The organism is Arenimonas maotaiensis (genome assembly GCF_014638745.1).
Lineage (GTDB): Bacteria > Pseudomonadota > Gammaproteobacteria > Xanthomonadales > Xanthomonadaceae > Arenimonas > Arenimonas maotaiensis.
The window spans coordinates 520,990-534,992 of the sequence record NZ_BMFO01000002.1; the positions used below are offsets into that span (position 1 = coordinate 520,990).

Below are 14,003 nucleotides of genomic sequence, written 5' to 3' on the forward strand. Positions count from 1 at the left end.
TGCCGTTGATCCAGCGTCCCGTCGACGGTCCGATCGATCTGCCCGCCCTGCAGCGCCGCGATCCGCGGCGCTTTCCACTGCTGCTGCAGAGCGTGGCCGGCGGCAACGCGCTGTCGCGCTGGGACATCCTGTTCATCGCCGACGGCACGGGCCTGCTATTGCGCGGGGGCGAGACCCGCACCCTGGACGGCGCGCGCGTGGATATGCCGTTCCTGGCCGCATTCGATGCCGCGTTCGACGCCGCCCGCGGCGAGGCGTCGGACGAACTGCCGTTCTCCGGCGGCTGGGCCCTGTATCTGGGTTATGAGGCGGCGGCGCAGATCGAGCCCTCGTTGCATCTGCCGGCTTTCGATGGGCCCTTGCCCGATGCGCTGGCGCTGCGCTGTCCGACCGCATTGTTGTTCGACAAACACCGGAACCGCACCATCGCCATGGCCGAGCCCGGCCATGAGGCGCTGTTGGACGAGGCCTTGAGTCTGTTGGCGGCCGACGACAGCCTGCCGCCGCTACCGGCATGGCCGGAGCAGGGCGTCTGCCGCGAGGACGATCCGGCGCGCTTCACCGGCGCCGTGCGCCGCATCCTGGATTACCTGAAAGCCGGCGACGTGTTCCAGGTCAACGTCTCGCGCGCCTGGACCGGCCGTTATCCCGGCGCCGATCCGCACACGCTGTACGAGCGCCTGTGCCGCCTGAACCCGGCGCCGTTCGCCGGTCTGCTGCGCTTCGACGACTGGTCGCTGCTCAGCTCCTCGCCGGAGCGCCTGGTCTCGGTGCGCGGCGACGCCGTGCAGACCCGGCCGATCGCCGGCACCCGGCCGCGCCTGCCGGGCGACGACGAGCCCGCGCGCATCCGCGAGCTGGTCGGGCATCCCAAGGAGCGCGCCGAACACGTGATGCTGATCGACCTGGAGCGCAACGACCTGTCGCGGGTGTGCCGGCCCGGCTCGGTGCGCGTCGACGAATTGATGGCAGTCGAATCCTACGCGCATGTGCACCATATCGTGTCGAACGTCAGCGGCCGGCTTAGGCCGCAGGCCACGCCGGGCCAGATCATCGCCGCGGTGTTCCCCGGCGGCACCATCACCGGCTGCCCGAAGGTGCGTTGCATGGAAATCATCGCCGAACTCGAAGGCGGCGGCCGCGGCCCGTACACCGGCGCGCTGGGTTACGTGAACCGCAACGGCGACATGGACCTCAACATCCTGATCCGTAGCCTGTGGTTGCAGGGCGACACCCTGCAGCTGCGTGCCGGCGCCGGCATCGTGTTCGATTCCGAACCGGCGCACGAACTGCAGGAAACGCGCGCCAAGGCCCGCGGGCTGTTGCGCGCCTTGGGCGCGGCCGAATGAACGTGCGCGTATTCCGCGGCGAACAGCCCGTGCCGGCGCTGTCGCCGGCCGACCGCGGCCTGGCCTATGGCGACGGGCTGTTCGAGACGCTGCTGGCGGTCGATGGCGACATCCCCTGGTGGCATGCGCACTGGCGGCGGCTTTCCACCGGCGCCGCGCGTCTGGGCATCACGCCGCCCGACGAAGCGTTCCTGCGTTCGGCGGCTGACGATCTGCTGGGGCAGGGCCGGCAGGTGTTGAAACTGATCCTGACCCGCGGCGAATCCGGCCGCGGCTATCTGCCGGCTGACGGCCCGCCGACCAGCATTTTGAGCGTGCATCCGGCACCCGCCGCCGAGGAAGCGCCGCTGGCCTTGCATTGGTGCGAAACGCCTGTGGCGCGGCAACCGGCTTTGGCCGGCCTGAAGCACCTGAATCGGCTGGAAAACGTGCTGGCACGCGCCGAATGCGAACGCGTCGGCCGAGCCGAAGGCCTGATGTGCGATGAACAGGGCTATGTGCGTTGCGCCACCGCCGCCAACGTGTTCGCGCTGATCGATAGCGTCTGGCATACGCCGGATGCCGCCTTGGGCGGCGTGGCCGGTGTGGCGCGCGCGCAGTTGCTGGCCTTGGAGCCGGGCATCCGCGTGGCCGAGCTGAGCCGTTTGATGCTGGAAAACGCCGAGGCGGTTTTTCTGAGCAATGCCGTTCGCGGTATGATGGCGGTCGACCGAATCGGAGAAACCGCGTTCGCCCGAAGTGCCGCCTTCGACACGCTGAAACAGCGTTTCCTGGCCACGTATCCGGCGTTCGCCCGCGACTGACCCATGGCCAAATCCTCTTCCTGGCGCACCCGTTTCCTGTTGCTTGCCATGCTCGCCGCCTTGGCGGGCCTGTTGGCGTATCTGCATCTGGCCGATTTCGCCGACCGGCCGCTGAGCGTTTCGCCCGCGCCGGCGGCGCTGACCGTGGCGCCCGGCGATGGATTGAACAAAGTACTGCCCAAGCTGCGCGCCGCCGGCATCCGCGGCGGCATGGATTGGCAGTGGCAGCTGTTGGCCCGGCGCATGGGCATGGCCGGGCGCATCCATGTCGGCGATTACGAGATCGCTGACGGCAGCACGCCGGCGGCGATCCTGCGCAAGCTGGCCAGCGGCGATACCGTGCGCATCCGCTACACGCTGGTCGAAGGCCGCGCGTTCCGGCAGGTGCGGGCGGAATTGGCCGGCATCCCGGGCCTGCAGAACGACTTGGCCGATAAGCGCGATGACGAGATCATGGCGCTGTTGGGCCGCGCCGGCGTGCACCCCGAAGGCCGCTTCCTGCCGGATACCTACTTCGTGCCGAAATCCGGCAACGCCAGCGACCTGCTGCGGCAGGCCGCGGCCGCGATGGACGCCGCGTTGGCCGAGGCCTGGCAGCAGCGCGATCCGGCCGCGCCGTTGAAATCGCCGGACGAGCTGCTGATCCTGGCCTCGATCGTGGAGAAGGAAACCGGTGCCGCGCACGAACGGCCGCAGATCGCCGGCGTATTCGCGCGCCGCCTGCGCCTAGGCATGCGCCTGCAGACCGATCCGAGCGTGATCTACGGCATCGGCGAACGCTACGACGGCGACATCCGCACCCGCGATCTGCGTACCGACACGCCGTACAACACCTACACCCGGGCCGGCCTGCCGCCGACGCCGATCGCCATGCCGGGCCGCGCCGCCCTGCAGGCCGCGGCGCGCCCGGCGCCCGGCGACACCCTGTATTTCGTGGCCACCGGCAACGGCGAGCACGTGTTCAGCGCGACCTACGCCGAGCACAAGAAAGCCGTGGCCACCTACCAACTGAAGCGATGACATGGACGTGAAACGCGGCATATTGATCAGCATCGAGGGCGGCGAAGGCGCCGGCAAGAGCACCGTGCTCGGCGCCGTGCGCGATTACCTGCTCGGCCTCGGCCATGCCGTCACCGTCACCCGCGAGCCCGGCGGCACCGAGGTCGGTGAACGCATCCGCGCCCTGCTGTTGGCGCCGGATCACGCCATCGTGCCGGAAGCCGAGCTTTTGCTGATGTTCGCCTCGCGCGCGCAGCTGGTGAAGGAACTGGTCGAACTGGCCTTGGCGCGCGGCGAGACCGTGCTCGCCGACCGCTTCACCGACGCCAGCTACGCCTACCAAGGCGGCGGCCGCGGCATCGCGGTCGAACACATCCGCGAGCTGGAACGCCGTTTCGTCGGCGTGCAGCCCGACCTCACGCTGCTGTTGGACGTCGGCGTCGAACAGGGCATGGCCCGCGCCCACGGCCGCGGCCAGGCGCTGGACCGCATCGAACGCGAGCGCGGCGAGTTCTTCCACCGCGTGCGCGACGCCTATCTGGCGCGCGCGCGCGCCGAGCCGGAACGCATCGCGCTGATCGACGCCTCGCAGAGCGCCGACGACGTGGTGCGCCAGGTGCTGGCGGTGTTGGCCGGGCGCGTACCGCGATGACGCTGGCGCCCTGGCTGCAGCCCGCGTACGGTCAGGCGGTGAACGCCTTTCTGGCCGGCCGTTTGGGCCACGCGCAATTGCTGCAGGGCCCGGAGCGGCTCGGCAAGCTCGATCTGGCGCAGGCCTTGGCCGCTCGTCTGCTGTGCCAACGCGGCGACGCCGCCTTGCCGGCCTGCGGTGCGTGCACCGGCTGCCGGCGTTTGGCGCAGGGCAGTCATGGCGATTTCCGCCAGATCGGCATCGAACTCAACGAGAAGACCGGCAAGCTGAAGACCGCCATCGGCGTCGACCAGATCCGCGACATGTCGGAATGGCTGACGCTGACCGCGCAGCTGGGCGGGCCGCGCGTGGTGCTGATCGAAACCGCGCACCGGCTGAACCCGCAGGCCGCCAACGCCTTGCTGAAGACGCTGGAAGAGCCGATGCCGGGGCGTTACCTGATCCTGGTCACCGACCAGCCGAAGGCTCTGCCGGCCACCATCCGCAGCCGTTGTCAGCGTCTGGAGATCGGCCTGCCGGCGCGCAATGAGGCCTTGGCCTGGCTGGCGACGCAGGGCATCCGCGGCGAGCACGCCGCGCAGCTGCTGGCGCTGGCCGGCGGCAATCCCGGCCTGGCCGCGGACTGGGGCGAGGCCGGCTTGGCGCTGTATCAATCGGTGCGCGACGATCTGGCCGCCTGCGTCAAGAACCAGGCCGGCGTCAGCGAAACGGTGCGCCGCTGGCTGGACGATGCCGACGCCGAGCGCCGGCTGCTGTTCGCCGCGCAGGTCGCCTATGGCCTGGGCCGGACCTGGGCGCTGGCCGCCGCGCCGTCGCCGAAGACGCCGCTGGCCATGGGCCGCCTGCAGGAATGGATTGATGGCCTGAACCGTTTACGGTTAAGCTTAAGCCAACCCCTGCGCCATGATCTCAGCCTTGCCGGGCTTTTGGTCGAATGGCGCCAGCTGCTGCAGGACTCCCGTTAGGAAACCGCCATGGCCACACCCTCCGCCAAACAAGGCCTGCTGTCCCTCCAGATCAAGGACAAGCGCGAGCTGTACAGCGCCTACATGCCGTACGTGAAGGGCGGCGCCATCTTCGTGCCGACGCCCAAGCGCTACCACTTGGGCGACGAAGTGTTCCTGATGGTCAGCTTCCTGGAGGACAAATCGCGCCTGCCGGTGGTCGGCAAGGTGGTCTGGGTCTCGCCGATGGGCCAGATGGGCGGCCGCCGCCCGGGCGTGGGCGTGCAGCTCAGCGACGCGGCGGAGAACAACGAGATCCGCCACAAGATCGAAACCCTGCTGGCCGGCATGCTGGATTCCGACAATCCGACGCACACGATGTAAGCCCGCGCGATGACGGGATGAACATGCGTTACGCGATGGCCCTCGAATACGACGGCAGCCCGTTCATGGGCTGGCAGAAGCACCACACCGGCGCCACGGTGCAGGGCGAGGTCGAACGCGCGGTCTCGTTCGTGGCCGACGCGCCGACCGAGGTGGTCTGCTCCGGCCGCACCGACGCCCGCGTCTCGGCGCGTTGCCAGCTGGTGCATTTCGACAGCGGGGCCCGGCGCGACCCGCGCGCCTGGCTGCTGGGCACCAATACGCAGCTGCCCGACGCCATCCGTGCGCTGTGGGTGCAGCCGGTGGCCGACGATTTCCACGCCCGCTACAGCGCGCGCGCGCGCCGCTACCGCTACAGCCTGCTGATCCGGCCGGTGAAACCGGCGATCAACCGCCAGTTCCTGAGCTGGAGCCGTGAGGAGTTGGACGCCGCGCGCATGCACGAAGCGGCGCAGCACATCCTCGGCGAACAGGACTTCAGCGCCTTCCGCACCGTGCACTGCCAGGCCAAGCACCCGAACCGCAACCTGCACCGGCTCGATGTGAGCCGCGCGGGCGACACCATCTATTTCGACGTGCAGGCCAACGCCTTCCTGCACCACATGGTGCGCAACCTGGTCGGCAGCCTGATGCTGATCGGCAAAGGCGAACGGCCGGTGGAGTGGATGAAGACCCTGCTCGACGGCCGCGACCGCACCGTGGCCGGCCCGACCGCGCCGGCCGAAGGCCTGATGTTCCTCGGCGCGTTGTATCCACCGGAATGGGGTCTGCCGGCGGAAGTGACCCTGCCGTGAGCGTGCGCATCAAGTTCTGCGGCTTCACCCGTGCTGCCGACGCCGCGCTCGCCGCCGCGCTCGGCGTGCACGCCATCGGCGTGGTGCATGTGCCGGGCAGCAAGCGCCATGTGCCGCTGGACGCCATGCCGGCGATCCGTGCCGCAGTGCCCGCGCACATCGATCTGGTGGCCTTGTTCGTGAATCCCGATGCCGATACCGTACGCGCGGTGATGGCTGCGCTGCAACCGAGCCTGCTGCAGTTCCACGGCGATGAGGCCGATGCGTTCTGCACGCAGTTCGGCATGCCGTTCATCAAGGCGATGGCGATGGGTGAGGGTGCCGGCGATATCGGCCTGCGCCAGAAGGATTATCCCAGCGCGCAAGCCTTCGTGCTCGATGGCCACGTGCCCGGCCAGTTGGGCGGGCAGGGCGAACGCTTCGCCTGGGCCGGGCTGCCGATACTGGATAAACCGATTTACCTGGCCGGCGGCCTTCATGCCGGCAATGTGGCCGAAGCCATCCGGACCGTGACGCCGTTCGCAGTCGACGCGTCCAGCGGCATCGAGTCGGCGCCGGGCGTCAAAGATGCGGACAAAATGCGTGATTTCATCCGCGCTGCACGCGCGGATGGCCGATAATGGAAAACCTATGGATACCGTAAATACCCCCGCGCTGGATTACAGCCAATACCCCGACGCCGACGGCCACTTCGGCGTGTACGGCGGCCGCTTCGTCTCCGAAACCCTGATGGCGCCCTTGGCCGAGCTGGAACAGGCCTATGAAGCGGCTCTGGCCGATCCGGCGTTCAAGGCCGAACTGGCCTACGATTACGCGCATTACGTGGGCCGGCCCAGCCCGGTGTACGAAGCCAAGCGCCTGAGCGAACACGTGGGCGGCGCGCGGATTCTGCTGAAGCGCGAAGATTTGAACCACACCGGCGCGCACAAGATCAACAACACCATCGGCCAGGCCATGTTGGCCAAGCGCATGGGCAAGACCCGGGTCATCGCCGAAACCGGCGCCGGCCAGCACGGCGTGGCCTCGGCCACCGTGGCCGCACGTCTGGGCCTGAAGTGCGTGGTGTACATGGGCGCGGTCGACATCGAGCGCCAGGCCATCAACGTGTTCCGCATGAAGCTGCTCGGCGCCGAAGTGGTGCCGGTCACCTCCGGCTCGAAGACCCTGAAGGACGCGCTGAACGAAGCGATGCGCGACTGGGTCTCCAACATCCACGACACTTTCTACATCATCGGCACCGCGGCCGGCCCCAGCCCATATCCGCGCCTGGTGCGCGATTTCAATTCCGTGGCCGGTACCGAGGCGCGTGCGCAGATGCTGGCCGAATACGGCCGTCTGCCGGATGCGGTGATCGCCTGCGTCGGCGGCGGCAGCAACGCCATCGGCATGTTCCATCCGTTCCTGAACGACGCCGGCGTGGCGCTGATCGGCGCCGAGGCGGCGGGCGAGGGCCTGGAAACCGGCAAGCACGCGGCTTCGCTGGCCGCCGGCGTGCCGGGCGTGCTGCACGGCAACCGCACCTACGTGATCTGCGACGAGGACGGCCAGATCACCGAAACCCATTCGATTTCGGCCGGCCTGGATTATCCGGGCGTCGGCCCCGAACACGCCTTCCTGAAGGACACCGGCCGCGCGCAGTACGTGGGCGTGACCGACACCGAGTGCATGGAAGCTTTCCACCTGCTGGCGCGCACCGAGGGCATCCTGGCCGCGTTGGAATCCTCGCACGCCGTCGCGCAGGCGATGAAGACCGCCAAGACCCTGCCGAAAGACGCGCTGGTGCTGGTCAATCTGTCCGGCCGCGGCGACAAGGACATCTACACCATCGCCGCGCGCGAAGGAATCTCGCTGTGAGCGCCGTCTCGCGCCTCGACCGCCGGTTGGCGGAACTGGCCGGCCGTGGCCGCAAGGCTCTGGTGCCGTTCATCACCGCCGGCGATCCGGGCTTGGACGCCACCGTGCCGGTGATGCACGCGCTGGTGGCGGCCGGCGCCGACATCATCGAACTCGGCGTGCCGTTCTCCGATCCGATGGCCGACGGCGTGGTGATCCAGAAGAGTTCCGAACGCGCGCTGGCGCGCGGCCTGAACACGCCGGGCCTGTTCGCCATGGTGGCCGAGTTCCGCCAGCGCGACGCCGACACGCCGGTGGTGCTGATGGGCTACCTGAATCCGATCGAGCGCCGCGGCTGGGAATGGTACGCCGCGCAGGCGGCGCAGGCCGGCGTCGACGCGCTGCTGATCGTCGATCTGCCGCCGGAAGAAGCCGGCGATGCGCGCGTCGTGCTCAACCGCCACGGCCTGCAGCTGATCGCCCTGTTGGCGCCGACCACCGACGGCGCGCGCCTGCGGGAAGCCTGCGCGCAGGCCCAAGGCTACCTGTACTACGTGTCGATGGCGGGCGTGACCGGCACCGGTCTGCAGCACGCCGACGACCTGCGCCAGCGCGTCGAGTCGATCCGCGCCGCCGCCGGCGTGCCGGTGCTGGTCGGTTTCGGCATCAAGGACGCCGCCACCGCCCGCGCCTGCGCCGCCTTCGCCGACGGCGTCATTGTCGGCAGTGCTTTGGTGTCGGTGCTGGCCGAATGCGAGGGACCGGACGCCGCCGCTGCGGCCGCCCGGGCGTTCCTGGCACCGTTGCGCGAGGCCGTCGATCCGGCCTGAGCCCGCCGGTTTGCGATAAACTGTGCCCTTGGACCCATTCCAGGTGACACGATGAGTTGGTTAAGCAAACTGATGCCGGCGCGCATCCGGACCCAAGGCTCGGGCAAGCGCGGCGTTCCCGAAGGCCTGTGGGAGAAGTGCGACAGCTGCGGCACCGCGCTGTACGCCGCCGAGCTGGACGAGCACCTGCACGTCTGCCCGAAATGCAGCCACCACATGCCGATCGGCGCGCGCGAGCGCCTGGTGGCGTTCCTCGACGACGGCGAGGTGTTCGAGATCGGCGACGAGCTCGGCCCGACCGACGTGCTGCACTTCAAGGACCAGAAGAAATACGCCGAGCGCATCAAGGCCTCGCAGAAGGCGGTCGGCGAGAAGGACGCGTTGGTGTCCATCCACGGCAAACTGAAAGGCCGCGACATCTGCGTCAGCGCCTTCGAATTCCGCTTCATGGGCGGCTCCATGGGTTCGGTGGTCGGCGAGCGCTTCGCCTTGGCCGCCGAGCGCGCCATCGAATACCGCTGCCCGCTGGTCTGCTTCTCGGCCACCGGCGGCGCGCGCATGCAGGAAGGCCTGTTCTCGCTGATGCAGATGGCCAAGACCTCGGCCGCCATCGCGCGCATGCGCGCCCGTGGCCTGCCGTTCATCTCCGTGCTGACCCACCCGACCACCGGCGGCGTTTCGGCTTCTCTGGCGATGCTGGGCGACCTCAACATCGCCGAACCCAAGGCGCTGATCGGCTTCGCCGGCCCGCGCGTGATCGAACAGACCGTGCGCCAAACCCTGCCGGAAGGCTTCCAGCGCGCGGAGTTCCTGGTCGAACACGGCGCCGTCGATTTGATCATCGACCGCCGCCAGATGCGCGACCGCATCGCCGACCTGTTGGCGCTGATGATGAACCGGCCGATGCACGACAAGGGCGCCGCCTGAGCATGGCCCGGCGCTATTTCGGCACCGACGGCATCCGCGGCAAGGTGGGCGAGGGCAATATCTCGCCGGATTTCATGCTCAAGCTCGGCTGGGCCGCCGGCACCGTGCTGGCGCGCGGATCGGCCGGCAAGCCGCTGGTGGTGATCGGCAAGGACACCCGCATCTCCGGTTACATGTTCGAATCGGCCTTGGAAGCGGGTCTGGTGGCCGCCGGCGCCGACGTGCGCCTGCTCGGCCCGGTGCCGACCCCGGCGGTGGCGCACCTGACCCGTTCGTTGCGCGCCGACGCCGGCATCGTGATTTCGGCCTCGCACAACCCGCATTTCGACAACGGCATCAAGTTCTTCTCCGGCGACGGCGAGAAGCTCAGCGACGCCATGGAATCGGCCATCGAAGACCAGCTCGGCGAGGCGCTGAAGACGGTCGATTCCGACCGGCTCGGCAAGGCCAAACGCATCGACGACGCACACCACCGCTACGCCGAGTTCTGCAAGGGCACGGTGCCGGAAACGCTCTCCCTGCGCGGCCTGAAGATCGCGCTCGACTGCGCGCACGGCGCCACCTACGCGTTGGCGCCGGAAGTGTTCTCCGAACTCGGCGCCGACGTGGTCGCCATCGGCGTGCAGCCGGACGGCCTGAACATCAACCGCGGCGTCGGTTCCACCCACCCCGAGGCGCTGCAGGCGTTCGTGCGGGAAAGCGGAGCCGACCTCGGCATCGCCTTCGACGGCGACGGCGACCGCGTGCAGATGGTCGATTCCGACGGCAACCTGCATGACGGCGACGCACTGATCTATATCCTGGCCAACCATTGGCGTGAAAGCGGCCGCTTGAAAGGTCCGGTGGTCGGCACGTTGATGACCAACTACGCGATGGAGCTGCACTGCCAGCAGCGCGGCATCCGGTTCCTGCGCACCCAGGTCGGCGACCGCTACGTGCACCAGGCGTTGACCGAACACGGCGGTGTGCTTGGCGGCGAAGCCTCCGGCCACCTGCTGGTGCTGGACAAGACCTCGACCGGCGATGCCATCGTGGCCGCGTTGCAGGTGCTGGAGGCGTTGTCGGCCCGCAAGCAGACGCTGCAGCAGGCGTTGGCCGATTACGCGCCGTTCCCGCAGAAGACCGTGAACGTCCGCCTGCAACCCGGCGCCAAGCCGCTGGCGCACCCGAGCGTTCAGGCCGCGCGCGCCGTGGCCGAAGCCCGCCTGCAGGGCAAAGGCCGCCTGGTGCTGCGCGCCTCCGGCACCGAGCCGGTGGTGCGCGTGACCGTGGAGGCCAACGATGCCGCGCTGATGCAGGGCGTGCTCGACGATCTCGCCGCCGTGGTGCAAGCCGCGGTTTGACCCCAATCAAGTCCGGTTCATCGACCGGAGCCTATGCTTGTGCCCTGAATTCACCGGAGCCCGCCCCATGAGCCAGATCCCGACCCTCGACATCCGCCGTTTCGATTCCGACCGCGCCGCCTTCGTGGCCGAACTGGGCGCCGCCTACCGCGAGTGGGGCTTCTGCGGCATCCGCGGCCACGGCATCTCCGACGAGCTGATCCAAGGCGCGTACGACGCCGCCAAGGCGTTCTTCGCGCTGCCGGAGGAAGTCAAAATGAAATACCACCAGCCGGGCACCGGCGGCGCGCGCGGCTATACGCCGTTCGGCATCGAGACCGCCAAGGACTCGAAGTACCCGGACCTGAAGGAGTTCTGGCACGTCGGCCGCGAGATCGCGCGCGATTCCGAATACGCCGGCATCATGGGCGAGAACCTGTGGCCGGCGGAAGTGCCGCAGTTCAAGCAGTACCTATACGGCCTGTACAGCGCGCTCGACGCGCTCGGCTCGAAGGTGCTGTCGGCGCTGGCCCTGCATATCGGCCTGCCGGAAGACTACTTCGCCGACAAGACCCATTACGGCAACTCCATCCTGCGCCCGATCCACTACCCGGAAATCACCAATCCCGACGTGCCGAACGTGCGCTCCGGCGCGCATGAGGACATCAACTTCATCACCCTGCTGGTGGGCGCCAGCGCGGCCGGCCTGCAGGTGCTGTCGCGCAAGGGCGAGTGGATCGATTTCACCGCCGACGCCGACACCATCGTGGTCAACATCGGCGACATGCTGCAGCGCCTGTCGAACCACGTGTATCCGTCCACCACGCACCGCGTGGTGAACCCGATGGGCCCGGACGCGCGCAAGCCGCGTTACTCCATCCCGTTCTTCCTGCATCCGAACCCGGACTTCCTGATCAAGACCCTGTCGCAGTGCGTCTCGGCCGACAATCCGGACCGCTACCCCGAGCCGATCACCGGCCACGACTACCTGATGGAACGCCTGCGCGAAATCAAACTGGTCTGAAACGAAAAACCCGGCGCAAGCCGGGTTTTTCTTCGCGCGATTTATTCACGAGCTCTGTGGTGGAGTATCACTCCGCGTTGCGGAACTGCTTGGCCTTGCCGCCCACCAGCGCATTGCTGACGGCATCCGGCAGATAGCGCGCCATCCAGGCGATGAGGTTGTTGATGCGGCCGCTGATGACCCGCGTCTTGCCGGCTTCCACCGCGTCCACGCCGATCTTGGCGACCTGTTCGCTGGTCAGCCACAGCGCCTTTGGCAGCTTCGAGATGCTCTCGCGCATGCCGTTCACGTCGTGGAATTCGGAATAGGTGAAGCCGGGGCAGAGCGCGGTCACGTGCACGCCGCGCGGCTTGCTCTCCAGCGCCAGGCATTCCGAGAAGCGGATCAGCCAGGCCTTGCTGGCGCCGTACAGCGTGTGCCCGGCCGAGGCGTGCACCAGCCCGGCCAGGGAGGCCACGTTCAGTATGCGGCCGTGGCGCTGGGCTTCCATCGCCGGCAGGAACAGGTAGGTCAGCTCGGCGGCGGCCGTCTGCAGCACCTGGATGAAGTCGCGGTGGGTCTGCCAGGACGCCGACAGATAGCGGCCCGGCACGCCGTAGCCGGCGTTGTTGACCAAGGTATCGACTTTCAGGACGGCGGCCTGCACGGCCTCGAACAGGGTCTTGGGCGCGGCCGGATCGGCCAGATCGGCGGCGATGACGGTGACCGGCACCGAGCGGCCGAGCTCCGCGGCCAGCGCGTCCAGGCGCTCTTTGCGGCGCGCGGTCAGGATCAGCGGCTTGCCGCGGCGGGCGTATTCGCGGGCGATGGCTTCGCCGATGCCGCTGGAGGCGCCGGTGATCAGGGCGTATTGGTCGGTTTTCATGCGCTGCTCGGGTTCGGGTTAGAATGACGGCCTCAATTGTGCATCAACCTGGGGCAGGGGAGCGACATGCGGACCAAAATCGTGGCGGGCAACTGGAAATTGAACGGCAGCCGGGACGTCAACCGGGCCTTGCTGAACACCCTGGCGCCGACCCTGCCGTCGAACGTCGAGGTGCTGATCGTGCCGCCGCTGCCTTATCTGGAAGGCCTGATCCGCGAGTACGCCGGCAAGGGCTTCGCCTTCGGCGCGCAGGACGTGGGCGTGCACGTGCAGGGCGCCTTCACCGGCGACGTCGCCGCCGAGATGCTGGCCGACATCGGCTGCCGCTACGTGCTGGTCGGCCATTCCGAGCGCCGCCAGTACCAGCAGGAAAGCAGCGAGCTGGTGGCCGAGAAGTTCATGGCCGCCAAGCGCGCTGGGCTGGTGCCGGTGCTGTGCGTGGGCGAGAGCCTGCACCAGCGCGAGGCCGGCCATACCGAGTGGGTCATCGAGAAGCAGCTCAAGCCGGTGTTCGAACTGGGCGGCGCGCAGGCCTTCGCCGGCGCGGTCATCGCCTACGAGCCGGTCTGGGCCATCGGCACCGGCAAAACCGCCAGCAAGGAGCAGGCGCAGGAAGTCCACGCCTTCATCCGTGGCGAAGTGGCCGCGTTTGATGCTAAAATAGCCAGTTCATTGCCCATCCTTTACGGGGGCAGCGTGAAAGCCGCCAACGCCGCCGAGCTGTTCAGCCAGCCCGACGTCGACGGCGGATTGGTGGGCGGCGCCTCCTTGGTCGCCCAGGAATTCAGCGCCATCGCGGCCGCGGCCGCGGGCTAACCGGTTTAATTTATGATCGATACGATTCTCCAGATCCTGTACATCGCCATCGCCGTGGCCATGGTGGTGATGATCCTGCTGCAACGCGGCGCGGGCGCCCAGGCGGGCTCGGGCTTCGGCGCGGGCGCCTCCGGCACCGTGTTCGGCGCGCGCGGCTCGGCCAACTTCCTGACCAAATCCACCAAGTGGCTGGCTTTCGTGTTCTTCGGCCTCAGCCTGTTCATGGCCTGGAAGGCGGTCAACATCAACCGGCCGGCCGCGGCCGAAGCCGACATCGGCGTGATGGCCGACCTGCCGGCGGTGCCGCAATCGGCGCCGACGGTTCCCGCCGCCACCGTTCCGGCCGCGCCCGCTCCGGCGGTTCCGGCCGCCGCGACGCCGGCCGCAAACGACGCCGCGCCGGCTTCCGCGGGCGAAAAAAAGTAAGCGCGCGCAACCCGCGCTTGCTAAAATAGTTCACG

General features: G+C 68.4%; 16 protein-coding genes. 15 read left to right on the forward strand and 1 reads right to left on the reverse strand.

What is annotated here, in order from left to right:
• Window positions 1-5 precede the first annotated feature (5 nt).
• The 13 genes from IEV56_RS06625 to IEV56_RS06685 all read left to right on the forward strand — a co-directional run bounded on the left by IEV56_RS06625 (window position 6) and on the right by IEV56_RS06685 (window position 11,861).
• Window positions 6-1,349 (forward strand): aminodeoxychorismate synthase component I, encoded by a 1,344-nt coding sequence (locus IEV56_RS06625; protein WP_188449020.1) that lies wholly within the window; start codon window positions 6-8, stop codon window positions 1,347-1,349.
• Entirely contained in the window at window positions 1,346-2,152 is an 807-nt protein-coding gene (pabC, locus tag IEV56_RS06630; protein WP_188449022.1) for an aminodeoxychorismate lyase, read from the forward strand. Before IEV56_RS06625 ends, pabC begins: the two co-directional genes overlap by 4 nt.
• Before the next feature lie 3 nt (window positions 2,153-2,155).
• Window positions 2,156-3,172, forward strand: a complete 1,017-nt coding sequence (mltG, locus tag IEV56_RS06635; RefSeq protein ID WP_188449024.1) for an endolytic transglycosylase MltG — start codon at window positions 2,156-2,158, stop codon at window positions 3,170-3,172.
• 1 nt (window position 3,173) lies between these two features.
• A complete protein-coding gene (gene tmk, locus IEV56_RS06640) occupies window positions 3,174-3,803 on the forward strand; it encodes a dTMP kinase (protein ID WP_188449026.1) in 630 nt (209 codons plus the stop codon).
• Complete coding sequence (gene holB / locus IEV56_RS06645) at window positions 3,800-4,768, forward strand: DNA polymerase III subunit delta' (RefSeq protein WP_188449028.1); 969 nt, start codon at window positions 3,800-3,802, stop codon at window positions 4,766-4,768. The genes tmk and holB overlap by 4 nt, the downstream gene beginning before the upstream one ends.
• 9 nt (window positions 4,769-4,777) lie before the next feature.
• Window positions 4,778-5,131, forward strand: a complete 354-nt coding sequence (locus tag IEV56_RS06650; RefSeq protein ID WP_188449037.1) for a PilZ domain-containing protein — start codon at window positions 4,778-4,780, stop codon at window positions 5,129-5,131.
• Between the two features lie 23 nt (window positions 5,132-5,154).
• Window positions 5,155-5,925: a tRNA pseudouridine(38-40) synthase TruA gene (gene truA, locus IEV56_RS06655; protein ID WP_188449039.1), complete on the forward strand. Its 771-nt coding sequence runs from the start codon at window positions 5,155-5,157 to the stop codon at window positions 5,923-5,925.
• Complete coding sequence (locus IEV56_RS06660; protein WP_229730202.1) at window positions 5,922-6,545, forward strand: phosphoribosylanthranilate isomerase; 624 nt, start codon at window positions 5,922-5,924, stop codon at window positions 6,543-6,545. Before truA ends, IEV56_RS06660 begins: the two co-directional genes overlap by 4 nt.
• Before the next feature lie 10 nt (window positions 6,546-6,555).
• Window positions 6,556-7,779 carry a tryptophan synthase subunit beta gene (gene trpB, locus IEV56_RS06665; RefSeq protein WP_188449043.1) on the forward strand — a complete coding sequence of 408 codons (1,224 nt, stop codon included), beginning with the start codon at window positions 6,556-6,558 and terminating at the stop codon, window positions 7,777-7,779.
• Entirely contained in the window at window positions 7,776-8,588 is an 813-nt protein-coding gene (gene trpA / locus IEV56_RS06670) for a tryptophan synthase subunit alpha (RefSeq protein WP_188449045.1), read from the forward strand. The genes trpB and trpA overlap by 4 nt, the downstream gene beginning before the upstream one ends.
• 51 nt (window positions 8,589-8,639) lie before the next feature.
• Window positions 8,640-9,515: an acetyl-CoA carboxylase, carboxyltransferase subunit beta gene (accD, locus tag IEV56_RS06675; RefSeq protein WP_188449047.1), complete on the forward strand. Its 876-nt coding sequence runs from the start codon at window positions 8,640-8,642 to the stop codon at window positions 9,513-9,515.
• Between the two features lie 2 nt (window positions 9,516-9,517).
• A complete protein-coding gene (gene glmM / locus IEV56_RS06680; protein WP_188449049.1) occupies window positions 9,518-10,858 on the forward strand; it encodes a phosphoglucosamine mutase in 1,341 nt (446 codons plus the stop codon).
• A gap of 67 nt (window positions 10,859-10,925) precedes the next feature.
• On the forward strand, window positions 10,926-11,861 hold the full coding sequence (locus IEV56_RS06685; protein ID WP_188449051.1) for an isopenicillin N synthase family dioxygenase: 936 nt from the start codon (window positions 10,926-10,928) through the stop codon (window positions 11,859-11,861).
• Between the two features lie 67 nt (window positions 11,862-11,928).
• Here the strand turns inward: IEV56_RS06685 and IEV56_RS06690 are convergent, their stop codons facing one another.
• The gene (locus IEV56_RS06690) at window positions 11,929-12,726 is read right to left on the reverse strand and encodes an SDR family NAD(P)-dependent oxidoreductase (RefSeq protein ID WP_188449053.1); all 798 of its coding nucleotides are present in this window, start codon (window positions 12,724-12,726) and stop codon (window positions 11,929-11,931) included.
• Between the two features lie 66 nt (window positions 12,727-12,792).
• Here IEV56_RS06690 and tpiA point away from each other — a divergent pair, with 66 nt between their 5' ends.
• A complete protein-coding gene (tpiA, locus tag IEV56_RS06695; RefSeq protein WP_188449055.1) occupies window positions 12,793-13,542 on the forward strand; it encodes a triose-phosphate isomerase in 750 nt (249 codons plus the stop codon).
• Window positions 13,543-13,554: 12 nt separating this feature from the next.
• On the forward strand, window positions 13,555-13,968 hold the full coding sequence (secG, locus tag IEV56_RS06700; protein WP_188449057.1) for a preprotein translocase subunit SecG: 414 nt from the start codon (window positions 13,555-13,557) through the stop codon (window positions 13,966-13,968).
• Window positions 13,969-14,003: the final 35 nt, after the last annotated feature.